This is a genomic window from Dactylosporangium sp. NPDC051484 (genome assembly GCF_040689395.1).
Taxonomy (GTDB): domain Bacteria; phylum Actinomycetota; class Actinomycetes; order Mycobacteriales; family Micromonosporaceae; genus Dactylosporangium.
The window spans coordinates 74,950-101,115 of the sequence record NZ_JBFAZX010000004.1 but is presented as its reverse complement, the minus strand read 5'-3'; the positions used below and the strand labels follow the sequence as shown (position 1 = coordinate 101,115).

The 26,166-nt window shown below is 73.8% G+C and carries 27 protein-coding genes and 1 pseudogene; 14 read left to right on the top strand and 14 right to left on the bottom strand.

What is annotated here, in order from left to right; translation table 11 throughout:
- Nucleotides 1–6: 6 nt before the first annotated feature.
- Nucleotides 7–480 carry a hypothetical protein gene (locus tag AB0367_RS09190; RefSeq protein ID WP_366225709.1) on the bottom strand — a complete coding sequence of 158 codons (474 nt, stop codon included), beginning with the start codon at nucleotides 478–480 and terminating at the stop codon, nucleotides 7–9.
- Nucleotides 481–587: 107 nt separating this feature from the next.
- On the opposite strand from AB0367_RS09190, the gene AB0367_RS09185 reads away from it, so the two are divergent.
- Together AB0367_RS09185 and sigJ are read left to right on the top strand one after the other, a co-directional pair.
- Entirely contained in the window at nucleotides 588–1,037 is a 450-nt protein-coding gene (locus tag AB0367_RS09185) for a carboxymuconolactone decarboxylase family protein (RefSeq protein ID WP_366225708.1), read from the top strand.
- Nucleotides 989–1,897 carry an RNA polymerase sigma factor SigJ gene (gene sigJ / locus AB0367_RS09180; protein ID WP_366225707.1) on the top strand — a complete coding sequence of 303 codons (909 nt, stop codon included), beginning with the start codon at nucleotides 989–991 and terminating at the stop codon, nucleotides 1,895–1,897. Before AB0367_RS09185 ends, sigJ begins: the two co-directional genes overlap by 49 nt.
- A gap of 24 nt (nucleotides 1,898–1,921) precedes the next feature.
- On the opposite strand, the gene AB0367_RS09175 is transcribed toward sigJ, so the two are convergent.
- On the bottom strand, nucleotides 1,922–2,539 hold the full coding sequence (locus AB0367_RS09175; RefSeq protein ID WP_366225706.1) for a DUF998 domain-containing protein: 618 nt from the start codon (nucleotides 2,537–2,539) through the stop codon (nucleotides 1,922–1,924).
- A 104-nt stretch (nucleotides 2,540–2,643) separates the two neighbouring features.
- Between AB0367_RS09175 and AB0367_RS09170 the strand changes: the two genes are divergently transcribed.
- Nucleotides 2,644–3,663: an NADP-dependent oxidoreductase gene (locus AB0367_RS09170; protein WP_366225705.1), complete on the top strand. Its 1,020-nt coding sequence runs from the start codon at nucleotides 2,644–2,646 to the stop codon at nucleotides 3,661–3,663.
- 18 nt (nucleotides 3,664–3,681) lie between these two features.
- Here AB0367_RS09170 and AB0367_RS09165 read toward each other — a convergent pair whose 3' ends face one another.
- On the bottom strand, nucleotides 3,682–5,157 hold the full coding sequence (locus tag AB0367_RS09165; RefSeq protein ID WP_366225704.1) for a hypothetical protein: 1,476 nt from the start codon (nucleotides 5,155–5,157) through the stop codon (nucleotides 3,682–3,684).
- Between the two features lie 168 nt (nucleotides 5,158–5,325).
- Between AB0367_RS09165 and AB0367_RS09160 the strand changes: the two genes are divergently transcribed.
- The 4 genes from AB0367_RS09160 to AB0367_RS09145 all read left to right on the top strand — a co-directional run bounded on the left by AB0367_RS09160 (nucleotide 5,326) and on the right by AB0367_RS09145 (nucleotide 9,501).
- Nucleotides 5,326–5,895 (top strand): hypothetical protein, encoded by a 570-nt coding sequence (locus AB0367_RS09160; RefSeq protein WP_366225703.1) that lies wholly within the window; start codon nucleotides 5,326–5,328, stop codon nucleotides 5,893–5,895.
- A gap of 164 nt (nucleotides 5,896–6,059) precedes the next feature.
- Nucleotides 6,060–7,445, top strand: coding sequence for a cytochrome ubiquinol oxidase subunit I (locus AB0367_RS09155; protein WP_366225702.1), 1,386 nt, complete (start codon nucleotides 6,060–6,062; stop codon nucleotides 7,443–7,445).
- Nucleotides 7,445–8,476: a cytochrome d ubiquinol oxidase subunit II gene (locus AB0367_RS09150; protein WP_366225701.1), complete on the top strand. Its 1,032-nt coding sequence runs from the start codon at nucleotides 7,445–7,447 to the stop codon at nucleotides 8,474–8,476. Before AB0367_RS09155 ends, AB0367_RS09150 begins: the two co-directional genes overlap by 1 nt.
- A gap of 26 nt (nucleotides 8,477–8,502) precedes the next feature.
- Complete coding sequence (locus AB0367_RS09145; protein WP_366225700.1) at nucleotides 8,503–9,501, top strand: hypothetical protein; 999 nt, start codon at nucleotides 8,503–8,505, stop codon at nucleotides 9,499–9,501.
- Nucleotides 9,502–9,546: 45 nt separating this feature from the next.
- Here AB0367_RS09145 and hrpA read toward each other — a convergent pair whose 3' ends face one another.
- Complete coding sequence (hrpA, locus tag AB0367_RS09140; RefSeq protein WP_366225699.1) at nucleotides 9,547–13,416, bottom strand: ATP-dependent RNA helicase HrpA; 3,870 nt, start codon at nucleotides 13,414–13,416, stop codon at nucleotides 9,547–9,549.
- Between the two features lie 107 nt (nucleotides 13,417–13,523).
- On the opposite strand from hrpA, the gene AB0367_RS09135 reads away from it, so the two are divergent.
- On the top strand, nucleotides 13,524–14,204 hold the full coding sequence (locus tag AB0367_RS09135; protein ID WP_366225698.1) for a pentapeptide repeat-containing protein: 681 nt from the start codon (nucleotides 13,524–13,526) through the stop codon (nucleotides 14,202–14,204).
- A 68-nt stretch (nucleotides 14,205–14,272) separates the two neighbouring features.
- On the opposite strand, the gene AB0367_RS09130 is transcribed toward AB0367_RS09135, so the two are convergent.
- Complete coding sequence (locus AB0367_RS09130) at nucleotides 14,273–14,692, bottom strand: RidA family protein (RefSeq protein WP_366225697.1); 420 nt, start codon at nucleotides 14,690–14,692, stop codon at nucleotides 14,273–14,275.
- A 52-nt stretch (nucleotides 14,693–14,744) separates the two neighbouring features.
- Between AB0367_RS09130 and mug the strand changes: the two genes are divergently transcribed.
- Nucleotides 14,745–15,341: a G/U mismatch-specific DNA glycosylase gene (gene mug / locus AB0367_RS09125; RefSeq protein WP_366225696.1), complete on the top strand. Its 597-nt coding sequence runs from the start codon at nucleotides 14,745–14,747 to the stop codon at nucleotides 15,339–15,341.
- Nucleotides 15,342–15,353: 12 nt separating this feature from the next.
- Here the strand turns inward: mug and AB0367_RS09120 are convergent, their stop codons facing one another.
- The 5 genes from AB0367_RS09120 to epsC form a co-directional block, all read right to left on the bottom strand.
- Nucleotides 15,354–15,689, bottom strand: coding sequence for a hypothetical protein (locus AB0367_RS09120; protein ID WP_366225695.1), 336 nt, complete (start codon nucleotides 15,687–15,689; stop codon nucleotides 15,354–15,356).
- Nucleotides 15,690–15,712: 23 nt separating this feature from the next.
- Nucleotides 15,713–15,868: a hypothetical protein gene (locus AB0367_RS09115; protein ID WP_366225694.1), complete on the bottom strand. Its 156-nt coding sequence runs from the start codon at nucleotides 15,866–15,868 to the stop codon at nucleotides 15,713–15,715.
- A 165-nt stretch (nucleotides 15,869–16,033) separates the two neighbouring features.
- Nucleotides 16,034–17,248 (bottom strand): globin domain-containing protein, encoded by a 1,215-nt coding sequence (locus AB0367_RS09110; protein ID WP_366225693.1) that lies wholly within the window; start codon nucleotides 17,246–17,248, stop codon nucleotides 16,034–16,036.
- A 70-nt stretch (nucleotides 17,249–17,318) separates the two neighbouring features.
- The gene (cysK, locus tag AB0367_RS09105; RefSeq protein WP_366225692.1) at nucleotides 17,319–18,230 is read right to left on the bottom strand and encodes a cysteine synthase A; all 912 of its coding nucleotides are present in this window, start codon (nucleotides 18,228–18,230) and stop codon (nucleotides 17,319–17,321) included.
- Between the two features lies 1 nt (nucleotide 18,231).
- Nucleotides 18,232–18,792, bottom strand: a complete 561-nt coding sequence (epsC, locus tag AB0367_RS09100) for a serine O-acetyltransferase EpsC (protein ID WP_366225691.1) — start codon at nucleotides 18,790–18,792, stop codon at nucleotides 18,232–18,234.
- A gap of 189 nt (nucleotides 18,793–18,981) precedes the next feature.
- Between epsC and AB0367_RS09095 the strand changes: the two are divergent.
- Nucleotides 18,982–19,642: pseudogene (locus tag AB0367_RS09095) on the top strand (helix-turn-helix domain-containing protein).
- A 56-nt stretch (nucleotides 19,643–19,698) separates the two neighbouring features.
- On the opposite strand, the gene AB0367_RS09090 reads toward AB0367_RS09095, so the two are convergent.
- From AB0367_RS09090 to AB0367_RS09080, 3 genes are read right to left on the bottom strand one after another with little or no spacing between them, the layout of a single operon-like run.
- Nucleotides 19,699–20,532: a DUF1028 domain-containing protein gene (locus AB0367_RS09090; RefSeq protein ID WP_366225690.1), complete on the bottom strand. Its 834-nt coding sequence runs from the start codon at nucleotides 20,530–20,532 to the stop codon at nucleotides 19,699–19,701.
- A gap of 22 nt (nucleotides 20,533–20,554) precedes the next feature.
- Nucleotides 20,555–21,109 carry a hypothetical protein gene (locus AB0367_RS09085; RefSeq protein ID WP_366225689.1) on the bottom strand — a complete coding sequence of 185 codons (555 nt, stop codon included), beginning with the start codon at nucleotides 21,107–21,109 and terminating at the stop codon, nucleotides 20,555–20,557.
- Nucleotides 21,106–21,828 (bottom strand): TetR/AcrR family transcriptional regulator, encoded by a 723-nt coding sequence (locus AB0367_RS09080; RefSeq protein ID WP_366225688.1) that lies wholly within the window; start codon nucleotides 21,826–21,828, stop codon nucleotides 21,106–21,108. The genes AB0367_RS09085 and AB0367_RS09080 overlap by 4 nt, the downstream gene beginning before the upstream one ends.
- A gap of 49 nt (nucleotides 21,829–21,877) precedes the next feature.
- On the opposite strand from AB0367_RS09080, the gene AB0367_RS09075 reads away from it, so the two are divergent.
- From AB0367_RS09075 to AB0367_RS09060, 4 genes are read left to right on the top strand one after another with little or no spacing between them, the layout of a single operon-like run.
- Nucleotides 21,878–23,374 carry an MFS transporter gene (locus tag AB0367_RS09075; protein ID WP_366225687.1) on the top strand — a complete coding sequence of 499 codons (1,497 nt, stop codon included), beginning with the start codon at nucleotides 21,878–21,880 and terminating at the stop codon, nucleotides 23,372–23,374.
- A 49-nt stretch (nucleotides 23,375–23,423) separates the two neighbouring features.
- A complete protein-coding gene (locus AB0367_RS09070) occupies nucleotides 23,424–23,897 on the top strand; it encodes a phage holin family protein (protein ID WP_366225686.1) in 474 nt (157 codons plus the stop codon).
- Nucleotides 23,894–24,313: a DUF3618 domain-containing protein gene (locus AB0367_RS09065; protein ID WP_366225685.1), complete on the top strand. Its 420-nt coding sequence runs from the start codon at nucleotides 23,894–23,896 to the stop codon at nucleotides 24,311–24,313. Before AB0367_RS09070 ends, AB0367_RS09065 begins: the two co-directional genes overlap by 4 nt.
- Before the next feature lie 24 nt (nucleotides 24,314–24,337).
- Entirely contained in the window at nucleotides 24,338–24,598 is a 261-nt protein-coding gene (locus tag AB0367_RS09060; protein ID WP_366225684.1) for a DUF4235 domain-containing protein, read from the top strand.
- A gap of 148 nt (nucleotides 24,599–24,746) precedes the next feature.
- Here AB0367_RS09060 and xylB read toward each other — a convergent pair whose 3' ends face one another.
- Complete coding sequence (xylB, locus tag AB0367_RS09055) at nucleotides 24,747–26,141, bottom strand: xylulokinase (protein WP_366225683.1); 1,395 nt, start codon at nucleotides 26,139–26,141, stop codon at nucleotides 24,747–24,749.
- Between the last annotated feature and the right edge of the window lie 25 nt (nucleotides 26,142–26,166).

Sequence of the window (26,166 nt, the reverse complement as noted above, 5' to 3'; positions counted from 1 at the left end):
CGCGGATCAGCCGTCGTGGACCTCGCCGCGCTGAATCTCGGCGAAGGCGCTCTCCAGGTACACCGAAAGGCTCCGGGTCTGCAGCAGGTCCGCGATGAGCAGCGGGGCGTGGGCCGCCAGCGCGCGCGGCGTGACGGGCGCCTCCTCGTCCTCCTCGTGGATGCCGAGCGCGCCCACCAGCAGCAGCACCATGACTTGCGGGTCGACGTCCTGCCAGGCACCGGCGGCGCGCACCGCGTGCTCGAGCGCGGCCCGGACGTCGTCGCCGTCCAGGCCGTCCGGGTGGAGCTCCTCCAGCAGGGCCCGCACGACGGCGCCGAGGACGCGGCCGGTCCGCTCCGGGTCGAGGGCGGCGAGGCGCTCGACGGCGTCCGGGTAGGCCTCCGCGTCGCGGGCGCGGGCGGCCTCGACGGCCTCGGCCGAGGCGACGGCGATCGCGCGGGCGGCGGGCGGCAGGTGGCGCCAGGTGGTGGAGGTCACCCATGCACCCTACGGCCGGCCGCTTCGACCAGCGTGTTTCGGCCGATGGTGGCGCAGCCCACACCGGCGGCTGTCACATCGCGGCCGCGGCTGCCCGTCGTGACCGTATGACTCACACCGCACAGCGCACCAGCATCAGTCAGATCAGCCCGGCCGCCTACCAGGCCGTGTCGGGGATGGAGAAGTACGTCCGCGCGAACGTCGACGGGCACCTGCTGCACCTGATCAAGCTGCGCGCGTCGATGCTCAACGGGTGCGCGTTCTGCGTCGACATGCACAGCACCGAGAGCCTCGCCGACGGGATGGACGGCCGCAAGCTGTTCGCGGTGTCGGCGTGGCGGGAGGCGCCGTTCTTCGACGAGCGGGAGCGGGCGGCGCTCGAGCTGACCGACGTGGTCACCCGGCTGGGCGAGCGAGGGGTGCCGGACGAGGTCTGGGACGCGGCGGTCGAGCACTACGGCGAGGAAGGGGTCGTGAACCTGCTCATGGCGATTGCGACCATCAACGTGTGGAACCGGATCGCCGTCTCGACGCGGACGCAGCCGCCGTCGGCATGACCGTCACCTCCGCCCGCAGCACTCAGGCGCACCAGGATTTTCAGGCGCACCGGGCGATGCTGTACGGGCTGGCGTACCGGATGCTGGGCAGCGTCCACGACGCCGACGACGTGCTGCAGGAGGCGTACCTGCGGTGGACGGCGGCGGACCGCTCCGGCGTGGCCGAGCCGCGCCGCTACCTCACGCGGGTGGTGGCGCGGCTCGCCGTGGACGCGCTGCGGGACCGGCAGGCGCGGCGCGAGGAGTACGTCGGCACCTGGCTGCCCGAGCCGGTGTCGACGGAGCCGTCGCCGTTCGGCGCGGTGGACACCTCCGACCTGTCGATCGCCGTACTGCACCTGATGGAGCGGCTCACCCCGCCCCAGCGGGCCGTGTACGTGCTGCACACGGCGTTCGGCCTGCCCTACGCCGAGATCGCCGGCACGCTGGAGCGCTCCCCCGGCGACTGCCGGCAGCTGCACCACCGGGCGAGCGAGGCCCTGGCCGGGCGGGCCCGCTTCAGCACCGACCCGGCGGAGCTGGCCCGGCTGATCGACGGCTTCGTGGCGGCGGCCCGGCTCGGCGACGTGGAGCGGCTGGAGCGGCTGTTGCACCACGACGTGGTGGCGTGGAGCGACGGCGGCGGCCGGGCGCGGGCGGCCCGCAACCCGGTCCGGGGCCGGGCGAAGGTGGTCCGGTTCTTCACCGCGATCCTGGGCCGGCCGTTCACCGCCGCGCCCGTGCACCTCAACGGCGCCCCGGCGCTGCTGGTGGAGGGCCGCAACCGGTACACCCTGGCGGTCTCGGCGGCCGGCGGTCGCATCGCGGGGATCTTCCTGGTGGCCAACCCGGACAAGCTGGCGACCCTCGACGGACGGTGACCGGGGCATCATCGGGTGGGCGGGTCACACCCTGATGACGGTGGCGCGGGAGCGGCGCAGCAGCAGGACCGTGACGAGAGGCCAGACCGCTTGGGCGCCGGCCGCGAGCCGCTCGGCCAGGCCGACCAGGACGCCGGTGCCGACTGCGGCGGCGAAGCCGAGCAGGAGCGCCGCCAGGACGAGCGTGGCGGGCACCATGACGGAGACCGGGGGCCGGGCGGTTCTGCCGCCGGCGTGGCGCCACAGGGCCGGCCACAGCGCCAGGCAGACGAACGCGACCGTGGCCGCGCTCTGGTGCGCGCCGGAGGCGCCGGAGGCCGGAAGCGGGAACGCGGCGGCGAGGATGGTGGCGGCGCCGCCGGCGCCGAGCATGACCCGGGCGGGCGTGGCGAAGGGCCGCAGCCCGCGGGCGGTGGCGAGGTGGCACACACCGACGCCGAGCAGGGCGAGGGTCATCACCCAGCGGTGGGCGGCGCCGTATCCGGCCAGGGCGCTGATCGTGTCGCGCAGCGAGTCGTAGCCCTCGTGCTGGACGGACGGCCCGGGCTGCAGCGCGGCGGCCAGCGTCCAGCCCCCGATCAGCAGCACGGGCGCGGCGGAGGAGGACCAGAGCGCATACCTCGCGACGACATCGGGGCGCATCCGACGAGTATGCCCGCCGGTATGCCCCCATGGGGTCCGCCCGCCGCCTGGCGAGCGCGCGGCTCGGATCGCGCACCGCTCAATCGCGCGCTACGGTGACGGGCATGGACTCGACCCTGGTGAACCGGGTCTGGTATCTCGCCGCCCGGCCGACCGGATTCCCGTCGGAGACCGACTTCGAGCTCCGGGAGGAGCCGGCCGCACAGCCGGGACCGGGCCAGGTGCTGGTCCGCAACGACGTCATGTCCGTCGACCCGGCGATGCGCGGCCGGATGAACGACGTGCCCTCCTACGTGCCGCCGTTCCAGCTCGGCGCGGCGCTGGACGGTGGCGCCGTCGGCACCGTCGTGGCCTCGCAGAGCCCGGCCGTGAAGGCCGGCGACACCGTTCTGCATGGCCTCGGGTGGCGGGAGTACGCGCTGCTGGACGCCGAGCGGGTGCGGGTCGTGGACACCGCGGCGGCGCCGGCCTCGGCATATCTGGGGGTGCTCGGCATGCCGGGGCTCACCGCGTATGCCGGGCTGCTCGACGTCGCCCGGATGCGCCCGGACGAGACGGTGTTCGTCTCCGGTGCGGCCGGCGCCGTGGGCGGCCTGGCGGGGCAGATCGCCCGGCTGCGCGGCGCCCGGCTGGTCATCGGGTCGGCCGGGTCGCCGGAGAAGGTGCGGTATCTCACCGAGGAGCTCGGCTTCGACGCCGCCTTCAACTACCGCGACGCGGACATCCGCGGCCAGCTCACGCGGCTCGCGCCCGACGGCATCGACGTCTACTTCGACAACGTGGGCGGCGAGCAGCTGGAGGCGGCGCTGTTCCGGATGAACGTGCACGGGCGGATCGCGGTGTGCGGGGCGATCTCGCAGTACAACACCCCGGACTCCACCGGTATCCGCAACCTGAGCCTGCTCATCAGCAAGCGGCTAACCATGCAGGGCTTCCTGGTCCTGGACCACGGGGCGCGGCGGGAGGCGTTCACCGAGGAGATGACCGGCTGGCTGCGGGAGGGCCGGATGCGGGTCACGGAGACGTTCGCCGACGGCATCGGCAACGCGGTGGAGGCGTTCCTGGGCATGCTGCGCGGCGCGAACCTGGGCAAGATGATCGTCCGGCTTACCGACGTCGTGTAGCGAGCGCCGATCCGCGGGTCAGCCGACCGGCAGGTGCAGCTGGAAGGCGACCTCGGTGTAGCGGATCGTCGGGGGTGCCAGCGCCTGCAGCTGCCGCTCCAGGACGACCTGCAGCTCGCGGGGCGGTGCCTCCGGGCGGGCCATGATGCGCACCGCGACGGGGCGATTCGGGGCCAGGCGGAACTCCACCATGAGCTCCTCCGTGTGGTGGCGCACGCCGGCGAAGAGCCGCTCGACGACGCGGCGGGTGCGGTCGAGGAAGTCGCTGAGCTCGGCCGGGGTGGTGGCCTGGCGCAACTGCTCCTCGCTGGTGAGCAGCACGATGCGGCCGCGGCCGGGGTCCTGGGCGCCGCCCTGCGCCGGGCGGGCGGTGCCGCGCAGGTCGCCGGCGGCCATCGTGGTGGCCGCCGGCACACCGTTGATCAGGTCCGGCGGCAGGGCGTTGACGGCGTCCGGGCCGGGCTCGGGCGGGGCCGCGGCGCCGCCGGCGGCGTCGGCGACCCGGAACGCGAGCGCGCGCACGGCGCCGCCGGGCAGGCCGATCTCCACGGGGCGGCCGCCCTCGACGGCCTGCAGCAGGCGGGCGTACATGGCGCCGGTCAGCAGTACCGCGAAACCGTCCTCGACCTGGCGGGCGGTCGGCGCCTGGCGGTCCGCGCCGGTGCCCGGCGGGCCCGCCGCGCCGCGCACGATGAGCAGGAAGTTGCAGGCGAGCCGGGTGGCCCGCTCGCCGCCCGGGGCGACGATCGCGGCGGGGCCGGACTGGCCGGGCGCCCACACGTAGGTCTTCGGGGTGCCGGCGAGCCCCGGCAGGTACGCGCACACGTCGGGCGCCTCCCGCATCGCGTCCCGCAGCGACGGCAGTTCCTCGGCGGGCACCGACAGCTCGAGCCGATCGCCGTCGTGGACGACGCTCAGGAACGGCAGGTTGTAGGCGGGCGCCCGGGACAGCATGGTGGCCTCGCGGAACTCGGCGTCGTCGAGGACCGGGGCGCGGCCGGGCCGGAACCACCACGGGTGCGGGTAGTAGCGCTCCTGCGCGCCGAGCAGCGCGAGGACCCGGGCGTGGCCGTAGCGCTGCACGACGGCCGTCTCGCCGCCCAGCAGCGGCAGGGCGATCAGCGGCGGGCGCGGCAGCTGGACCGTGGACGGCAGGGCGGCGGGCGGGTCGGCGTAGACGAAGCCGGTGACGCGCTCGTCGACGTCGACGCCGGGGCGGCCGAAGACGCTCACGTCGCCGGCGTCGACGAGGCGGCCTTCGGCGGCGAAGCGGTGCACGGTGCGGGCCATGGTGAGCGGGAACCCGGGCGCGGGTGCTCCGGTGCGGGCGACGGCGAAGACCATCTCGCGCTGGCCGTGCCGCTCAAGTCCTTCGGTGGTGTACAGCAGTGCGGGCAGCATGCCGCCGGCCGTGCGGATGCCACCCTCGTCGATGGCGACCGACAGCTCGCCGGGGATGAGGATCTCCCGGCCTACGGGTAAAGCAGAGCCCACGGGGCGATCCTAGGGTGTGGCCGGCCTGACCCTTGCCCCGCTCGATCATCGGTGGGGGGCGCCACTCCACACCCCGTGCTCGACCCCATGCTCGCTTCGCTCGCCCTACCGGGGCCGCGGCCGTTGTGACCCTGGCGTTACGGAGCGCGGGGAGCGACGATGTGGTCTATGCGTGTTGGTGTGATGCGGATGACGTCGGAGCCGCCGGCCGGGTACGTCGCCTTCGTCACCCAGCATCTGGAGCCGCTGCGGCGCGACTCGGTGCGGGTCGTGGGGGGCGAGGAGGACGCCGACCAGATCTACGTCGACGTGCTCACGGACGTGGCGACCCGCTGGCCGTGGCTGGAGTGGCGGCGCACCTGGCTCGGGCAGGCGCGGGCCGCCGACGACTTCCTCGGGCGGGTGTTCCGGCGGCGGTCGGAGCGCTTCTGGCTCGGCGAGCGCGACGACGATGAGCGGGACGACGACGACCTGCAGATCACCGTCACGGCGGAGCGGGACGAGGAGCCGCCGACGCGGCGGATCTACGTGAGCACGGCGGTGCGGCTGGCGCCGATGGTGGTGCCGCGGCGGGTCCGGGCCGGCCGGTTCGTGGCCGGGCCGGCGGCGGAGGCGACGATCGCGTGGTGGCACGCATACGAGAACATCCGGCGGCGCCGGCTCGTCTACGGCGGGTTCGTGTTCATCGTGCTGCTGATGGTGCTGGCGCAGTACGTCGCGCCGTCGGCCGACCTCTAGAACCAACATGTAGGCACGGCACGTGTAGCCATGCTACTCGTGAAACGCCGGAAAAGTTCCCGAAGGTGTTCAACGCCGCTTTCGGGCGCATCGGCGCGCGTGCCCGCCGGCGCCGGCGATAGAACAGCAGGCAGGTACACCACGCAGGCAATAGGGGGCGTTTCGTGGAAACCCTGCTGTCACCGTCCGTCACCTACCTCGCCGAGGCCGCGACGCCCGGCGACTTCGCCGCCGCCCGGGTCCAGATGGCACTGTCGCTCGGCTGGCACATCATCATCGCCAGCTTCGGCGTCGCCATGCCGGCCATCACGCTGTTCATGGAATGGCGCGGCCACCGCACGGGCGACGTGCACTACCGGCTCCTCGCCCGCCGCTGGGCCCGCGCGATGGGCGTGCTGTTCGCCGTCGGCGCCGTCTCCGGCACCATCCTCAGCTTCGAGATGGGGCTGCTGTGGCCCGGCCTGATGGGCACCTACGGCCAGGTCATCGGGCTGCCGTTCACCCTGGAGGGATTCGCGTTCTTCATCGAGGCCGTCTTCCTCGGCATCTACCTGTACGGCTGGGACCGCCTCCCCGCCCGCGCGCACATGTGGTCCGCGGTGCCGGTCCTGATCGCCGGGATCGTCGGGACGTTCTGCGTGGTCAGCGCCAACGCCTGGATGAACCAGCCGAGGGGCTTCGACCTCGTCGACGGCAGGATCACCGGCGTCGACCCGCTCGGCGCCATGTTCAACCCGGCCACCGGACCGCAGTCGGTGCACATGATGGTCGCCGCGTTCATGGTCACCGGCTTCTGCATGGCCTCCGTCTACGCGGTCGGCATGCTGCGCGGGCGCACCGACCGGTACCACCGCCTCGGCTTCCTCGTGCCGTTCACCGTCGCCGCCGTCATGGCACCCGTCCAGGTCGGCGTCGGCGACTGGGCCGCCCATCACGTCGCGACCCACCAGCCGGTCAAGCTCGCCGCCATGGAGGGCCTCTACGAGACACAGCGCGGCGCGCCGCTGCACCTCGGCGGCGTGGCCATCGACGGCGAGCTGCGCTACGCCATCGAGATCCCCAACGCGCTGTCGCTGCTGGCGCACTGGGACCCCAACGCCGAGATCGCCGGGCTCAACACCGTCCCCGCCGACGAGCGGCCGCCGGTCAACGTCGTGCACTGGTCGTTCCAGCTCATGGTCGGCGCCGGATTCGCGATGCTCGCCGTCGCCGCCGCGTTCGCGTTCATCTGGCGATGGCGGCGAGGCTGGCTCACCAACCGCTGGTTCCTGCGCGCCGCGGCGCTGTGCGGCCCGGCCGCCGTCCTCGCCCTCGAGGCCGGCTGGACCACCACCGAGGTCGGGCGCCAGCCGTGGGTCGTCTACGGCGTCCTGCGCACCCACGACGCCGTCAACACCGCACCCGGGCTGCGGACCGGGCTCGTCGTGGTGCTCATCGTGTACACGCTGCTCACCGTGGCCACCGTGTACGTGCTGCGCCGGCTCGCCCGGGACAAACCGGTGCCGGTCGCGCCGCAGGAGTCCGACGTCGAGACCTTCCCGGTGCCGTGATGACCTCCGCCGACGCGCTCCTCGGCGTGCTCTTCGCCGCCGTCACCGCATACGCCCTCTTCGGCGGCGCCGACTTCGGCGCCGGGTTCTGGGACCTCTTCGCCGGCGACGCCCGCACCGGCATGCGCCAGCGCAAGCTCATCGAGCACGCGATCGGGCCCGTGTGGGAGGCCAACCACGTGTGGCTCATCTTCGCGGTGGTGCTGCTGTGGACCGGCTTCCCGGCCGTGTTCGCCGGCGTCTCCGCGACCATGTACATCCCGCTGACCTGCGCGGCGCTGGGCATCATCGGCCGCGGCGCCGGGTTCGCCTTCCGCAAGACCAGCGACACCCTCGGCCGGCAGCGGATCTTCGGCGCCCTGTTCGCGTTCTCCTCCGTGGTCACGCCGTTCTTCTTCGGCGCCGTCGCCGGGGGCATCGCGTCCGGCCGGGTGCCGCCGTGGACCGCCGGCCGCGGAGACCTGCTCACCTCGTGGTGGAACCCGACCTCGGTGGCGACCGGGGCGCTCGCCGTGGCCGTGTGCGCCTACCTGGCCGCAGTGTTCCTGATCTTCGACGCGCGGCGCGAGGACCCGGATCTCGTACCGCGGCTGCGGCGCCGGGCGCTGTGGGCGGGGGCGGGCACCGGGGTGCTCGCGGCCGCCGGGCTCGTCGTCGTCGAGCTCGACGCCGGCTGGCTCGCCGACCGGCTGTGGCGGCCGGTGCCGGCGGCGCTCGTCGTCGTGTCGGCGCTGGCCGGGCTCGCCTCGATCGGGCTGCTCGCCGCCGGCCGGTACGCGGCGGTGCGGGTCACCGGAGGGCTCGCCGTCGCCACGGTGCTGTGGGGGTGGGCGGCGGCGCAGTACCCGTACCTGCTGCCGCCCGCGACCACGGTCTCCGGCGTGGCGGCGACCCCGGCCGTGATGCGTGCCACGCTGTGGGCCGTCCTCGCCGGTGCCGCGATCCTGGCGCCGTCGCTGTGGTGGCTGTTCCGCCTGTTTCAGATGCCTTTGCGCGATCCGTCCGACCGGACGACAGGCGGCGATCGTTGACGAATGCTGCTAGTGTCCGCCGAAGCATGGGTGAAATCCGGAGGCTGGGGCGCTGGGGCGCGGCGGTGGCGACCGTCGCGGCGGTCGGCGTGGGCTCGTTCGCCGGGATCGCTCTGGTGGCCACGCCCGCGTGGGCCGCCGACACGCTCGAGATCAAGGTCGACGGCAACGTCCAGGGCAAGGTCGGCGACAAGGTCCCGATCCGCTTCGTGGTGAAGAACGGGACGAAGGAGCCGGTCGCCGGCCTGACCGTCACCGTGCAGGCGCCCTCCAACGCGATCATCGACCCGGCCGACAACCAGAACTGCACCGTCGGCGCCGGTGGTCGCGCCGCCAGCTGCCACTCCAACGGCACGATCGCCCCCGACAAGACTGTCTCCGGGCAGATCGTGCTCACCGCGAAAACCGCGGGGCAGGGCAAGGGGCAGATGCGGGTCGAGAAGGGCAACGCCGACAACTTCACGCTGCGGACCACCGGCGGGCCGACGCCGAGCAGATCATCGACCAGGAGCTCGAACGCGGCGAGCCCGGCGGCCAACGAGTCCCCGTCCCTGTCCAACGAGACCATGGCGCCGCCGGAGGCCGGCAACGGGGTGGCCGTCCAGCCGACCACCGCCCCGGCGACCAACCGGGCGAGCGACAGCGACGGGAAGTCGGCCGGGTTCTGGATCGGCATCGTGGCCATCGTCGGCGCCGTGCTCGGGCTCGTCGGCAGCCTCTTCTACTTCCGGCGCAAGGACCGCCGGGACCCCGACACCGGCATGCACCCCGTGGTGACAGCCCCGGCCGGATTCCCGCCCAGCGTCCCTGGACAGCCGACCACGTATGGGTCGCCGGTCGCGGCCCCGCAGGTGGCTGACCCGGGCGGGTTCGGGCCACCGCCGTCCGGGCCGACGCAGGTGATCACCCCCGGCTTCGGCGGGCAACCGTCCGGGCCGACGCAGGTCATCGATCCGAACGGGCCGGGGCAGTCGCCGGGCGGCGGCGACCAGACCGTCATCTTCAAACGGCCCGAGCAGTACTGAGCCGGCTCCTCCCGTCCCGCTCCACCCCTGCGCTCCCGTCGTGATTCAGGACGGGAGCGCGTCCATCGCGCGGTAGATGCGCACGTCCGACACCGGGTAGGCGGTGCCGAGCGCCTGCGCGAACAGGCCCACCCGCAGCTCCTCGATCATCCAGCGGATCTCGCGCAGCTGCGGCGACATCGTCATCGTCGCCGCCAGCTGGTCGTACTCCCGCTGCACCTCCTGCACCGTCAGCATCCGATCCCGGTCCCGGGCCGTATCCGTGGGGACCTTCTCCAGGCGCCGCTCGATGCCGCGCAGGTACCGCTCCAGGTCCGGCAGGCGCTGCCAGCCCGTGTCGGTGACGAATCCGCGGTACACCAGGCGGCTCAGCTGCCCGCGCATGTCCGTCAGCGCCGGCAGCAGCAGCGGGTTCTTCGTCCGGGCCAGGCGCTGCTCCACATCGTGGGCGGCCGCCAGGATCTTCCGCACGCTGCCGACCACGTCCAGGGTCAGGTCCACCAGGTCCGCGCGGACCTTGTCCCGCAGCGCCACGAACCCGGCCTCGTCCCACGCCGGGCCGCCCGCGTCCGTCATCAGCTGGTCCACGGCGCACGCCGCGCAGTCGTCCAGCAGGTCCACGGCGTTGCGGTGCGGGTTGCGGCTCAGCGCCAGCTTCGCCTCGTTCGTCAGCCGGCCCTGCACGAAACGGGCCGGCGGTGGCAGCGTGAGCAGCAGCAGGCGGCGGGTGCCCGCCCACATCTCCAGCTGCTGGCGGACCGGCAGGTCGAACGCCTGCACCGCCACGGACGTGCCCTCGTCGACCAGCGCCGGGTACACGGTGAGGGTGTGGCCGGCGACGGTGCGCGACAGGGTGCGGGGCAGGGTGGCGAACTCCCAGCTCGTCGCGCCCTTGCGGGTCACGTCCACGGCCGCCTCCGCGACCGTCTCGCGCACCTTCGGGGCCAGCTGCTCCCGCAGCCGGGACAGGCTCTTGCCCTCGCCGAGCACCTTGCCGGCGTCGTCGACGACCCGGAACGTCATCCTCAGATGCTCCGGCACCCGCGACCAGTCCCACTCCTCGCGCGGCACCGACACGCCGGTCATCCGGCGCAGGTGCAGCTCCAGCGCGTCGAGCAGGTCGCCGTCGCGGGCCGGCATCGACGCCAGCGCGTCGCGCGCGGTGTCCGGGGCCGGCACGAAGTTGCGCCGCAGCGCCTTCGGCAGCGACTTGATCAGCGCGGTGACGAGATCCTCGCGCAGCCCGGGCACCTGCCACACGAAGTCGGCGTCGCGGGCCGTGCCCAGCAGGGGCAGGCCGATGTGCACCGTCACGCCGTCGGCGTCCGTGCCCGGCTCGAACTGGTACGTCAGCGCGAAGCGGCGGCCGTCCTGCTCCCAGGCGTCCGGATACTGCTCCTGGCGTACCGCATCCGCGGAGGCGTTGACGAGCATCGCCGGGTCGAACGTCAGCAGGTCCGGCTGCTCGCGGCGGGTCCGCTTCCACCAGCTGTCGAAGTGCCGGCCCGACACCACCTCCGGGGCGATCCGGCCGTCGTAGAACTCGAACAGCGTCTCGTCGTCGACGAGCAGGTCCCGGCGGCGGGCCCGGTTCTCCAGCTCCTCGACCTCGTCGAGCAGGCGCCGGTTCTCGGCGAAGAACGCGTGCGAGGTCTCCCAGTCGCCCTCCACCAGCGCGTGGCGGATGAACAGCTCGCGGGACAGCACCGGGTCGACCCGGCCGTAGTTGACCTTCCGGGCCGTCACGATCGGCACCCCGTACAGCGTCACCTTTTCCGAGGCCATCACCGCGGCCTGCTTGCGCTCCCAGTGCGGCTCGCTGTACTGCCGCTTCACCAGGTGCTGCGCCAGCGGCTCGATCCACTCCGGCTCGATGCGCGCCGCGACCCGCGCCCACAGCCGCGAGGTCTCCACCAGCTCCGCCGCCATCACCCAGCGCGGCGTCTTGCGGAACAGCGCCGAGCCCGGGAACACCGCGAACCGCGCGTTGCGCGCCCCCAGGTACTCGTTCTTCTCCGCGTCCTTCAGTCCGATGTGCGACAGCAGGCCCGCCAGCAGCGACACGTGGATCGCGTACGGCGCCGCCGGCTCCTCGTTCGGCGTCACGTCCATCGACTTCAGGACCTGCCGCAGCTGGCTGTAGATGTCCTGCCACTCGCGGACCCGCAGGTAGTTGAGGAACTCGGCCCGGCACAGCTTGCGGAACTGGTTGCTGGACAGCTCCTTCTGCTTCTCCTGCAGGTAGTTCCACAGGTTCAGGTATCCGGTGAAGTCCGAGTCCTTGTCGGCGAACCGCGCGTGCAGCTGCTGCGCCTGGGCCTGCTGGTCCGCCGGGCGCTCCCGCGGGTCCTGGATCGACAGCGCCGCCGTGATCACCATCACCTCGCGGACGCAGCCGTTGCGCTCGGCCTCCAGCACCATCCGCGCCAGCCGCGGGTCGACCGGCAGCTGCGCCAGGCGCCGGCCCAGGCCCGTCAGGGTTGGCCCTGGCTCGAGCGCGCCCAGCTCCTCCAGCAGCTGCACGCCGGCCGACACGTTGCGCCGGTCCGGCGGGTCGATGAACGGGAACGCGGCCAGGTCCCCCAGGCCGAGCGAGATCATCTGCAGGATCACCGACGCCAGGTTGGTGCGCAGGATCTCCGGATCGGTGAACTCCGGCCGGGCCGCGAAGTCCTCCTCGCTGTACAGCCGGATGCACACGCCGTCGGAGGTGCGCCCGCAGCGGCCCTTGCGCTGGTTCGCCGACGCCTGGGACACGGGCTCGATCGGCAGCCGCTGCACCTTCAGCCGGTGGCTGTACCGCGAGATCCGCGCCGTGCCCGGGTCGACGACGTACTTGATCCCCGGCACGGTCAGCGACGTCTCGGCCACGTTCGTCGCCAGCACGATCCGCCGGCCCGAGTGCGGTTGGAACACGCGGTGCTGCTCCGCGAACGACAGCCGTGCGAACAGCGGCAGGATCTCCGTGTTGGGCAGGTCCAGCCGGGTCAGCGCGTCCGCCGCGTCGCGGATCTCCCGCTCGCCGCTGAGGAACACCAGCACGTCGCCCGGCCCCTCGGCCTGCAGCTCCAGCACCGCGTTGCAGATCGCGTCGAACTGGTCGACCTCTTCGGCGCCCTCGTCCGCCGACTCGATCGGCCGATACCGCACCTCCACCGGATACGTGCGGCCCGACACCTCCACGATCGGGGCGTCACCGAAGTGCCGCGAGAACCGCTCCGGGTCGATCGTCGCCGAAGTGATGATCAGCTTCAGGTCGGGACGCCGCGGCAGCAGCTGTTTGAGATACCCGAGAATGAAGTCGATGTTGAGGCTGCGCTCGTGCGCCTCGTCGATGATCAGGGTGTCGTACTGCCGCAGCAGCCGATCCTGCTGGATCTCCGCCAGCAGGATGCCGTCCGTCATCACCTTGACCATCGTCTGATCGCCGGACTGGTCCGAGAAGCGCACCTTGAACCCGACCGTCGCGCCCAGCTCCGTGCCCAGCTCCTCGGCCACCCGCTCGGCGACCGTCCGCGCCGCGATCCGCCGCGGCTGCGTGTGCCCGATCTGGCCCGTCACGCCCCGGCCCAGCTCCAGGCAGATCTTCGGCAGCTGCGTCGTCTTGCCCGAGCCGGTCTCCCCCGCCACGATCACCACCTGGTGGTCGCGGATCTTCGCCAGGATCTCGTCCTTGCGCTGGCTGACCGGCAGCTGCTCGGGATAGCTGACCCGCGGCACGGCCGCCCGGCGGGCGGCGACCCGCCGCTCGGCCCGCTCCACGTCGGCCCGGATCGCCTCCGCGATCCCCTGCGCGTTGCGGGACCGCTTCGCACCGTCGATGCGCCGCCGCAGCCGATGCTGATCCTGCGGCATGAGCCCGGAAAGGCGCGCGCGCAGCTCACTCAGGCTGGTCGGCTGGGATACCTCAGACATGACGCTCGCAAGGATAGGCACACGTCGCCGCGATTGCCCGATGATTTTCCCCGGCCGCCTGGCGGGCGGTGCGGCGGACCGTCACAGCTGCCACTAACGTCACACCCATGCCCACCCAGTCGGTGCTGCCAACGGCGCACACCGCGCCCGCCCGGCCCCGGCCGCCGACCGCGCTCGTGCTCGCCACCCCGGACGAGGACGACCTGCGCGACGACGCGACGTACAAGGCACTCGGCTTCTACGACCTCGACCTCGCGGGGCGCACCGCCAAGGGCGCCGAGTTCGTCCAGTGCCGGTTCAAGCGCGCCGACCTCACCGGTACCGCCCTCGCCGGATCCATCCTCACCGACTGCCTCATCGAGGACACGAGCCTCGCCGAGGTCCGCGCCGACCAGTCGGTCATGCACCGCGTCACCGTCCGCGACTCGTGGCTGACCGGGCTGCAGTGGCTCGACGGGACCCTGCACGACGTCACCGTCCGCGACTGCCGGGCCGAGCGCAGCATCTTCCGGGGTGCGCACCTGCACGCCGTCACATTCACCGGCACCGACCTGACGGAGGCGGACTTCACCGGCGCCGACCTGTCCGGGGCGGCGTTCATCGACTGCGACCTCAGCGGCGCCCGGTTCGACTTCGCCATCTCCGCCGGGGCCCGCCTCGAGGGCTGCACGCTCGACGGCATCGGCGGCGCGGCCGGGCTGGCCGGGGCCACGATCGCCACCGACGACCCGGTCGGCCTGTCACGCGTCCTGGCCGTCGCGCTGGACATCACGCTCGAGAACGCCTGACCGCTCCTTCTCCCGTCCGTGCTCCCATCCGTGGCCCCCAACCGGGGCCTAACGGGGCCTAACGGGGCCTAACGGGGCCAGCCGAGCCCCGGGGCGACCCGGCTGCCCGCCCGCCGGGCCGTGACCTCGATCTCGATCCGCATCCGGGGATCCGACAGCCCGCACACCTGCATCGTCGCCGCCGGACGCACCCCGTCCATCCAGCGCCGCAGCACCGGCCAGCACGGCTCGAAGTCCGCCGCGTCCGGCAGCAGATACCGGACCCGGACCACGTCGGCGACCGAGGCGCCCGCCTCCCGCAGCGCCGCGTCGATGTTCCGCCAGCACTGCTCCGCCTGTTCGACGACGTCCGCCGAGATCGTCATCGCGGCGTAGTCGAACCCCGTAGTCCCCGACACGTGCACCCAGTCGCCGTCCACGACCGCCCGGGAATATCCGATCTCCTGCTCGAACGTGGAACCACTGGAAATCAACCGCCGCTCGCCCATGGCTCGAACGCTAGACGACGGCCGCCGCGCCCGCCCTGGCATGCTTGTCGGCATGGCGTCGACGGTGCACCGGAGCGGGCCGCCGCGCGTGCGGCCGAGCCGGGAGGACCTCCTCGCCGCCGCCGGCCGGTTGCTGCCCGACGTGATCGCGCCCGGGCTCGACGTCCTGCTGTGCGGCATCAACCCCGGTCTGTGGTCGGCGGCCACCGGGCACCACTTCGCCCGGCCCGGCAACCGGTTCTGGCCCGCGCTGCATCTCGGCGGGTTCACACCCCGGCAGCTGCGCCCCGACGAGCAGGATCTCCTTCCCGGGCATGGGCTCGGCATCACCAACCTGGCCGCCCGCGCCACGGCCCGCGCCGACGAGCTCACCCGCGAGGAGCTCACCGCCGGCGGCGCGATCCTGCGCGCCAAGGTCGCCCGCTACGCGCCGCGGTGGCTCGCCGTCCTCGGCGTGACGGCGTTCCGCACAGCATTCGGCGTGCAACACGCGAAGGTGGGTCCGCAGGACGCCGCGCTGCTCGGTCCCGGCACCGGGGCGACGCGAGTGTGGATCCTGCCCAACCCGAGCGGCCTCAACGCCCACTACCAGCTCGACCAGCTCGCCGAAGCATTCGCCCGGCTACGCGAGGCCGCGCGCCCCGCCTGACGGGGCTCTCGATCAGCCGGGCAGCTGCCCCGGCGGGCCCTCGTATCGGGCCGCCCGCTCGCGCAGCAGCTGGCCGAACAGGCCGCTGGGCCGGCCGCAGTCGGCGCACATGAAGTTGTCGTCCAGTCGCGGGCCGCCGCAGTGGTCGCAGGTGCCGCGATCGCGTGGGTCCTGGTATGCCCGCAACGCCTCGACGAGTGCCTTCACCACGGGTGCTCGTAGCGCTACCGCACGCTCGCCGACCCTGACCTCGACGACGGCCGCTCGCGGCGCGGTGTCGAACACGTCGATGCGCTCGGCGAACTCCCGCAGCGCGGCGGCGACCTCGTCCGACGGTGACAATGCCATCCCTGGACCATACCGACCGGGCTCTAGAGCGGCACGAGCTCCACCTGGTGCAGGGCCCGGCCGTGGTCGCCCACGGTCTGCCTGGTCAGGAAGCGGCGGGCGGCCAGGAGTGGGGCCACGCCCGGCACCGTGTCCGTCGAGGGGGTCAGGGCGGCGTCCGGGGCCGGGCGTGGCGGCAAGGTTGATCACTCCTCGGTGCTGATCGGCGTGCTGCCACACCGATGCGGCACATCAGGTGCCGCAGAACCCAGCCTCGTGCAGCCAAACCGGCGCGACATGTGCCGCGCGTCCCGTGCAGGCTGGGACCAAAGCCCCGCGACAGTGGTACTGCCGGGATGCGTGATCTAGTTGGGCAGCATTTCGGGCCCGAAGACCTCGTAGGCGATCCGTTCGCCCGGCACGCCCCGGCGCAACAGGCCGGCGCGCACGTGGTTCATGAACGGCAGCGGCCCGCACAGGTGCACGTCGGCGTCGGCCGGCACGGGGATGAGCGCGGGATCGACCCGGCCGGTGTCGACGCGGGTGGCCAGCGTCGCCAGCGCCGCGTCCGGGGCACCGTGCTCGTACCACAGGTGCATCCGCAGCCCCGGCAGGGCGCGGCGAAGCTCGGGCAGGTGCCGGCGCAGGGCATGGGTGTCACCGGTCCGGTCGGCGTGCACCAGCACGACCGGGCGTCCGGCGTCGCGCCGGGCCAGGTGGTGCAGCGCCGACATCGCCGGCGTGATGCCGATGCCCGCGCTGACCAGCACCAGCGGGCCGTCGCCGGGCACGCTGCTGACGTCACCGAACGGCGGGCTCAGGCGCAGCAGGTCACCCACGGCGACCCGCTCGTGCAGGAAGCTCGACACGGCCCCGTCGGGGCTGCCGGCCTGTCCGCGCACCCGCTTGACGGTGATCTGCCACGTGGGCAGCCCCGGCGCCCCGGACAGGCTGTACTGGCGGATCTGCCGGCCCGCGCCGTCGCCGAGGTCGACGGCGACCGAGACGTACTGCCCCGGGACGAACTCACCGGCCGGCGCGCCGTCGGCGGGTACGACCGTGAAGGAGACGACGTCGTCGGTCTCGACGGTGCGCTCGACGACGCGCCAGGCGCGCCAGACCGCGGCGGGCTCGTCCAGACCGGCGGCGTGGTACAGCCGGGCCTCGCGGGCGACCAGCTCGCAGGCGAACAGCCAGTAGACCTCGTCCCAGGCACGGGCCACCTCGTCGGTGACCGCGTCGCCGAGCACCTGCCCGACGGCGGCCATCAGGTGCCGGCCGACGATCGGATACTGCGCTGGCGCGATGCCCAGCGACGCGTGCTTGTGGGCGATGCGCTCAACGACCGGCCCCCACGGCACCGTGTCCTCGCCGAGCAGGTGCCCGGCGTAGGCCACGACGGCCGCGGCCAGGGCCTGGCGCTGCCGGCCGGTGGCCTGGTTGCCCCGGTTGAACAGGTCCAGCAGGTCGGGGTGGGCGGCGAACATCCGCGAGTAGAAGGCGCCGGTGATCGCTTCGCCGTGCTCGCGCACGACCGGCAGGGTCGCACGGACGACAGTGGCGGACGAGGGGCTGAGCATGATGCTCCTTGTCTTTGCTGGGAGGGGTTCGTCGCTGGGAGGGGTTGGTTGCTGGGCGGCGGCCGAAGGATCAGCCGCCGGTGAACAGGGGCGTGCTGAGGTACCGTTCACCGCCGTCGGGCAGCACGACCACCACGGTGTGGCCGGCCGGGTGCGCCACGGTCGTGGCGGCGTGCAGGGCGGCGCCGCTGGAGACGCCGGCGAGCAGCCCTTCAGTGCGCGCCAGCCGCCGGGCGGCCGCGCGGGCCTGCTCGACGTCGACGCGCACGATCTCGTCGTAGACGCCCGGGTCGAGCACCTCGGGCACGAACCCGGCGCCGATGCCCTGGATCCCGTGCGGGCCGGGCGTCCCGCCGGACAGCACGGGGGACTCGGCGGGCTCGACGGCGATGACCCGCAGCGCCGGGTTCTTCTCCTTGAGGACCTGACCGACGCCGGTGATGGTGCCGCCGGTGCCGACGCCCGCGACGAGCACGTCGACGTCTCCGCCGGTGTCGTCCCAGATCTCCAGGGCGGTGCTACGGCGGTGCGCCTCGGGATTGGCCGGGTTGTCGAACTGCCGCGGCACGAAGGCGCCCCGTTCGCCGGCGATCTCCAGGGCTCGGCGGACTGCCCCGGCCATCCCCTCCGCAGCGGGTGTGAGCACGAGGTCCGCCCCGTACGCGGCCAGCAGGGCACGGCGCTCGACGCTCATGCTCTCCGGCATCGTCAGCGTCAGCCGGTAGCCGCGTGCGGCGGTGACCAGGGCCAGGCCGATGCCCGTGTTGCCGCTGGTCGCCTCCACGATGGCGGCGCCGGGCGCGAGCTCGCCGCTGCGTTCGGCGGCGTCGATCATGGCGGCGGCGATGCGGTCCTTGACGCTGCCGCCGGGGTTCATGGACTCCAGCTTCGCCAGCAGCCGCACCGGCAGGCCGGGCGCGAAGCGGGACAACCGGACCATGGGTGTGCGGCCGATCAGGTCGGTGGCGTCGTGGTGAATCACGTCAGCGCTCCTGGACGTGTGCCGGCGTGACGCCGGCGAGGGACGGGATATGGGACACGGGCACGGCGACCGGCGCCCGCAGCCGGGCCCCGGCGGGTACGTCGGCCACCACCAAACAGTGCGCACCCACCTCGGCGTCGTCGCCGACGTGGACCGGGCCGAGGACGGTGGCACCGACGCCGAGAACGACCCGGTTTCCCACGGTGGGGTGGCGCCGGGTGGCCTTGCCGTCGCGCCACCAGCCGCGACCGCCGAGGGTGACACGGTGGTACATGGTCACGTCGTCGCCGATGCGCGCGGTCTCGCCGATGACCACGCCGGCGCCGTGGTCGATGAACAGCCGCCTGCCGATGACGGCGCCGGGGTGTATCTCGACGCCGGTCACCAGCCTGGCCAGTTGCGACAGCGCACGCGGCAGGAACGGCAGTCCGGCGCGGTGCAGGCGATGGGCCACCCGATGGCACCACAGCGCCCACAGCCCGGGGTAGAGCAGGACCTCGACGACCCGCGCGCCGTACAGGGCGGGGTCGCGCCGGCACGCGGCACGAAGGTCTTCCAGCACCTCGTTCCTCCACAGGAGACACCTACGGGAGCAAGGGAATGACGGCGCGGGGCGGTCATCACGGCGGGAACGGTACGGCCGCCAAAAGCGGCCGGACAGGGTCAAAAGACCCTGCCGCGAGGGGAACCGGCGGTGACATAAGACCCCTCCATGGTTTAAAGGTCGTTTGGCGTTATAACGTTATCCACCATGGAAACATCGCGGACAGGTCCCACCGGGGAGACGAACGACACCCCCGCCACCGGGCGCTGGGCTCGGTGAGCCGGGTGACGATCATGCGGCTGGTCCGCGACGCGGCCGGCGGGCTCACCGCCGCCGACGTGGCCGCCACCACTGGGCAGCACCTGTCCACCACCCGCGCCCACCTGGACCGGCTGGTCGAGGCCGGGCTGCTGGTGAAGGCCCGGCCCAGCGGCGGCGCGCCGGGCCGCCCGGCCTGGCGCTACCGGGCCGGCGGCGCCGATCCTGCCCCCGCGCCGTACCGGGCGCTGGCGACGGCCCTGCTCGAGCACCTGGCCCCATCCGCGGCGACATCCGCCAGGCGGCCGCCCGCGTGAGACGGGACTGGGGGCGGCAACTGGCCGCGGCCGCCCCACCGCACGCCGACCCGGTCGACGCCGTCACCACGGTGCTGCGCGGCCTAGGCTTCGACCCGAGCCGGCACAGCGAGCCGGCCGGCGACGCCGGCGCCGAGGTGCATCTGCGCACCTGCCCCTTCCTGGACCTGGTCGCACAGAACCCGGACGCGATGTGCGGCCTGCACGCCGGTGTGGTGCGCGGCGTGCTGGAGCCCTTCGGCACCCCCGACGCGTGCGTCGTACGCCTGTCCCCGGCCCGCCGCCGCGACTAGAGAGCGATCACGCGGCGTCCGGACCGCACCCGGGCCGCCGCGCTGAACCGCCCGGGTCACGCTGCCGGCGCGCCGCTCCCGGACGAGGCGGCCCGCAGCTGGGCGAGCACCAGCGGATCGATCGCCCCGTCCACGAGCCGCTCCTCGAGGTTCTCCACGCCGGCCCAGCCGGCCAGGCCGGTGTGGCCGAGGGCGGCCAGCCGGTCGCGGACCTCGTCGGCGAGCGCCCCCTCCAGGGGCAGCAGCGTGGCCGGGTCGGGCTTGCCGAGGTACAACTCCCAGAGGCCGATGAGGCCCCCCATCCGGGTCACCGGATCCGGGTCGTCGTCGACGCGCAGGTCGACCTCGACGTCGCTCAGCCCGCCGTAGCCGGCGCCGCGGCGCACGACGAACAGGGCGGCGCTCTGCCGGCCGCGGCTGTCGCCACCGGCGGCGTCCCCGGCGGCGAGGGCGGCGTGCAGCCGCCGGGCCAGCGGCAGGCCGGGGGCGGCGAGCCAGGCCCGCTCCATCTCGGCGACGACGGCGGGGCCGGCGAGGATGTTGCCCTGGATGGCGTACCCGTCGCCGGCGACGCCGCCGGCCCAGGCGAAGCACTCGTCGCCGGTGTAGGTGGCGCCGTCTCCGGCCGGGCCGACGACGCCGAGCTGGCGGGTGGCGCGGCCGGGGTCGGCGGCGGTGAGTCCGGCGACCACGTCGGCGGCGGCGGTGCCGGTGCGCAGCATGGCGAGGCCCTGGGCGCGGTAGGCGAGGTTCGCGAACGCCTGGGTGGCGAGGGCGCCGACATCGGCCTCGGCGGCCGGGACGGCGGCACCGACGGCGAGGAACTTGCTGGCGACGGCGACACCGATGGACTGGCCGTCAGCGGAGCGCCCGACGATCGAGAACGTCATGGCCCCACCGTAGTGCGATGCTTCAGTCCGGAAGCAGTCCCGGTGGCTGGGACAAGCAGACGAACGGGCCGCGTACGCCGGCGCTGAAGCGTTCGGCGGCGCGCAGGGCGATCTCGACGCGCCGCTGCGGGGCCATGCGGGACTGGGCGGTGGCGAAGAGGGCGCCGAGGGCGATCTCGTCGCCGACCCCGACGGCGGCATACCCGTCGGCGGCCTCGGCGACCTGGTAGTCGTCGTGGACGGTGAAGAGCCGGCCCTTGACGCCGACGAGGAACGTGCCACCCTCCTCGCGCTCGCTGTCGCGGCGAGCCCAGCCGCCGGCCTTGAGGCACTCGCGGACGGCGTCGATGAACCGGGTGGCCATGAAGCGGTCGATGTCGCCGACGGGCTTCGGGGGTTTGAGCGAGTACCGGATGAGCTGCCCCATCCGGAACGACGTGGTGAAGCCGAACAGATACCCGTTGTTGTGGAAGACCTTGGTGTCGGCCCGGACGGTGAGGCTCCACCCCGACGCGCCAGCACTGTCGCCGCCGATGTACACGGTGCCCTGATGCACGAGTCCCACGATGGCGGTCACCGCCCGTCACCGCCGCGGGCGTATCGAGCGAGGCCGCCGAGCATGAGGTCGATGGCGAACGCGAACCGCTCGTCGCCGCTGCCCTCGACCATGCTGGACGCCATGGCGACGAGGTTGGGGAACTCGTCGGCGGGCAGGTTGGCGAGGTAGTCGCGCACCTGCGCGAAGTAGGGCTCGGCGTCGGCCTCGGTGCGCCGGCCGTGCTCGGCGTGGATCGCGGCCTCGACGGCGTCGGCGACGATGACGAGCGACAGCTGGTCCAAGCTCCAGGCAGCGATGCGGTCGGGGATGCCGGCGCCGCGCAGGACGGCGAGCATCGCCTCGGTGTACCGCAGCGAGTTGGGGCCCACGGGGATGTTGGCCCGGGCGACCTTGACGAGGTCGCGGTGAGAGCAGAAGACCGCGCGGCTGGCGTAGCAGCTGCGCTTGACCTCGGCGACCCAGTCGGGCGCGGCCGGTGACGGCAGCGGGACCTCGCCGATGACCCGGTCGAGCAGCTGCTCGAGCAGCTCCTCCTTGTTGGCGAAATACGCGTAGAGCGACGCCGCGCCGGTGCCGAGCTCCTGCGCGACGCGCCGCATGCTGAGCGCGTCGAGGCCGTCCCGGTCGACAAGGCGCAGGGCCGTGCTCAGCACCGCCTCCGCGCTCAGGGGCTGGCGGGCGGCCGGTGGCTTCTTCGGCGCCCGCCATGGTGGGGCGGGGATCGCGGCTGCGGACACCGGGCAATATTACTTGACACGAACAGTGTTCGAAACTAAAACAGTGTTCGTGATTAACGAACACCGTTCGCATCCCGATCCCTACCGCTGGAAATGGGCCGTCCTCGCCGTCGTGCTGGCCGCCGAGGTGATGGACCTCCTCGACGCCACGATCATCACCATCGCCGGCCCGTCCATCCGCGCCGATCTCGGCGGCGGCACCGGGTTTCTGCAGTGGCTCGCCGCCGGCTACACCCTCGCGTTCGCCATCGGCCTCGTCACCGGTGGCCGCCTCGGCGACATCTTCGGCCGCCGCCGCATGTTCATGGCCGGGGCCGCCGGGTTCACCCTCATGTCGCTGCTGTGCGCGCTCGCCCCCGGCCCGGCCTGGCTGGTCGCGTTCCGCGTGCTGCAGGGCCTGACCGGCGCCGTGCTCATCCCGCAGGGTCTAGGCCTGATCAAGGCGGCGTTCCCGCCCGAGCGGATCGGCGCGGCGTTCGGCGCGTTCGGCCCCGTCATGGGCCTGTCCGCGGTCTGCGGGCCGATCCTCGCCGGACTGCTCGTCGGCGCCGACCTGTTCGGCACCGGCTGGCGGATGATCTTCCTGATCAACCTGCCGGTGGGGCTGGCCGCGCTCGCCGGAGCCGCGCTGGTGCTCCCCCGCGCCGCCACCGAGCGCGATCCCGCGCTGCGCCTGGACCTGCCCGGCACCGCACTGCTTGGCGCGGCGCTGCTCCTGCTCGTCTTCCCCCTCGTGCAGGGGCGCGAGCTCGGCTGGCCCTGGTGGTGCTGGGCGGCGATGATCGCGTCCCTGCCGGCCTTCGCGATGTTCCAGCGCTACGAGCGCCGCCGCGTGCGGGCCGGGCACAGCCCGCTGGTGGAGCCGTCCCTGCTGGCCAAGCGCCGCTTCAACGCGGGTCTCCTGGTCGGGCTGATCTTCTTCGCCGGGCTCATGGGCCTGACCCTCATCCTCAGCGTGTACCTCCAGCTCGGCCTCGGCTACTCCCCGCTGCGCGCCGGCCTCGCCCAGTCGCCGTGGGCGTTCGGCACCGCAGCGGGCGCCGTCGCCGCGCAGGCCCTCGGCGCCCGGTTCGGCGGCCGGCGGCTACTCGTCGGCGGTACCGCGGTCGTCGGCCTCGGCGCCGCCGCGCTGCTGGCCACCCTCGCCGCCACCGGCGGGACCGGGCTCGCCACGCCGTGGCCCCTGGTGCCCGCCCTGTTCGTCCTGGGTGCCGGCATGGGCGCGTCGATGGCGCCGTACTTCGACATCGTCCTCGCCGCCGTCGACGAGCACGAGGTCGGCTCCGCGTCCGGCACCCTCACCGCCGCGCAGCAGATCGGCGGCGCGGTCGGCGTCGCCGTGCTCGGCACCGCGTTCTTCTCCTGGCTCGGTGCTGGCGGCGGGTTCACCGGCTCGCTGGAGCGCGTGCTGTGGCTCGAGCTCGGCCTGCTCGCCCTCGCCGGGGGACTCGCGTTCCTGCTGCCGGCCCGGGCCCGGGAGGAGCCGGAGCCGGCGCGCGGGACGCCCGGGGCCAGTGGGGCGCCCGCGGCCACAGTTGCGGGTTAGGTCCTGGCCCGGGCGGGGAATCAGGCAGGTACGGCCGAGAGGAGAAGCCATGACGTACACCCTGAACGACCGCCCGGCCGCACCGCCGCGCGTAGAGAACCCGGTCGCCGGCCCCGCGACGCCGGTCGGCGACCGGTCCACGGCAGAGCTCGTCAGGCTCGCCGCCGAGCAGATGTCCACGCTGGTGCGCGACGAGTTGAAGCTTGCCCAGATCGAGCTCACCCAGAAGGGCAAGCGGGCCGGCGTCGGGGCCGGCATGTTCGGCGGCGCCGGCGTCGTCGCGTTCTACGGCGTCGGCGCGCTGCTGGCGGCCGCCGTCATCGGCCTGGCCGCGGCCGTGCCGGCGTGGCTGTCGGCCCTGATCATCGGCGCGGTACTGCTGGTCATCGCCGGCGTGCTGGCGCTGCTCGGACGCGGCCAGATGCGAAAGGCGGGATCGCCGATGCCGCAGGGCGCGGTCGCCGGCGTCCGCGCCGACATCGACGTCATCGCCGCCTCGGTCAAGCACGGGGGGCAACGATGACCGCAGCCGAGCCCAGATACGACCGCTCCGGCCGCGGCGGCGACCGGTACAGCCACAACGGGCACAACGCGGCCGCCGACGCGGCCGCGCTGCGCGAGGAGATCGCCCGGACCCGCGCCGGCCTCGGCGCGACCGTCGAGGCACTCGCCGCGAAGGCGGACGTGAAGGCCCGCGCTCAGGAGGCGATGCACTCCTCGGTCACGGCCGCGAGGCTGCGCATGCGCGAGGGCGTCGAGCAGGTGGCGGTCAACGCCGCCTACGCGGGCCGCGAGCTGCGCACCAACCCGCGGCGCAGCGTCGAGACGGGGCTGCGCCGGATGGTCCGCTCGGCGCGGGACCGCCCGGCGCCGTGGGTCGTCGGCTCCGCGCTGCTGATCCTGGCCGCGCTCATCCGTTACCGCAACCCACGGCCGTGACGCCACCCGACGGATGGAGCCCAGGTGAGCAAGCTGCTGTACAAGCCGTTGAGCATCGCGTCCGGCATCGCCGGCGGGGTGGCGGCGGGCTTCGTGTTCAAGCAGGTTTGGAAGCGCCTGGCCGGCGAGGAGGACGCGCCCGAGCCGACGTCGGGCGAGTACGGCTGGGCCGAGGTCCTTGCCGCCGCCGCGCTCCAGGGCGCGATCTTCGCGGTGGTGAAGGCGGCCATCGACCGCGGCGGCGCCGCCGGCGTGCGCCGGCTCACCGGCAACTGGCCGGCCTGACGCGCCCGGGCGGGACGACGCGCCGTGGGCGCGTCGCGCCGCGAACGCGGTGCGGGCCAGGGTTCGAACCGGCGCGAACCGGCTCGAACCCTGGCCTGACACAAAGCGCTCTCGTCATCCGCGCAGCCGTGTCAGCGCGGTGGTCCGGTCACCGCAGCAGGGCCTGCGCACGGTCGCGCACCTCGGCGTACACCTTGCGGATCCCCTCGGCGGGGACGGCGGTGACCTCGGCCGCGGACACCGGCCACGCCGGCGCCTCGGCCGTGCCGCGCAGCGCCCACGCCGCCTGACGGGCCGCGCCGAGCGCCACGTACTCCCCCGGCTCCGGCACGCTCACCGGCACCCCGAGCAGCGCCGGCGCGATCGCCCGGACCGCCGCCGAGGCCGCGGCGCCGCCGATGAGCAGCACCCGCTGCACCGGCACGCCGACCGCGCGGACCGCGTCGAGGCCGTCGGCCAGGCCGCACAGCGTGCCCTCGTACGCGGCGCGGGCCAGGTTCGCCGGCCCGGCGTTGGCGCGGGTGAGGCCGTTGAGCAGACCGCGGGCGGCGGGCAGGTTGGGGGTGCGCTCGCCGTCGAGATAGGGCAGCAGCGTCAGCCCGCCCGCGCCCGGCTCCGCCGACAGCGCCAGTTCGTCCAGCTTGGACAGCGGCACGCCGAGCAGGTCCGCGGCCGCGGTGAGCACCCGGGCCGCGTTCAGCGTCGCGACCAGCGGCAGGTGCCGGCCGCTGGCGTCGGCGAATCCGGCGACCGTGCCGCCGGGGTCGGCCACCGGCGTCGCACAGACCCCGAACACGGTGCCGGACGTGCCCAGCGACACCACCACGTCTCCGGGGCGCAGGCCGAGGCCGAGCGCCGCGGCCATGTTGTCGCCGGTGCCGGGGGCGAGCAGCGCGCCGCCATCGGTCTCGCCGACGACCTCGGCCGGCCCGGCGACGCGGGGCAGCGCGAGGTCCCGCCCGAACGCCAGGCGCACCAGGTCGGTGCGATACCGCCCGGTCGACGGCGACCAGTACCCGGTCCCGGAGGCGTCGCCACGGTCCGTGGTCGGCTCCGCACCGCCGCCGGCCCGCAGCCGGTGCGTGATCCAGTCGTGCGGCAGCATGACGGCCGCCGCGCGGGCCGCGACGTCCGGCTCGTTGCGGGCCACCCAGCGCAGCTTCGTGACGGTGAAGCTCGCCACCGGCACCAGCCCGACGGCCTCGGCCCAGCCGGCGGCGCCGCCGGGCAGCTCGCCGATCAGGTCCTCGGCGGCGCCGGCGGAGCGGGTGTCGTTCCACAGCAGCGCGTCGCGGACGACCTCGCCGGCCTCGTCGACCAGGACCATCCCGTGCTGCTGCCCGCCGACGCCGATGGCGGCGACCCCGTCGAGCAGCCCACCGGCGGTCGCCTCCTGCAACGCGCGCCACCAGTGCTCGGGCGCGACCTCGGTCCCGTCCGGGTGCCCGGCCCGGCCCTCCCGCAGGACCGCGCCGGTGTCCGCGTCACACACGAGCACCTTCGTCGACTGGGTGGACGTGTCCACCCCGGCGACAAGGGTCATGCCGAAACCTCCGCCCAGCTGAACC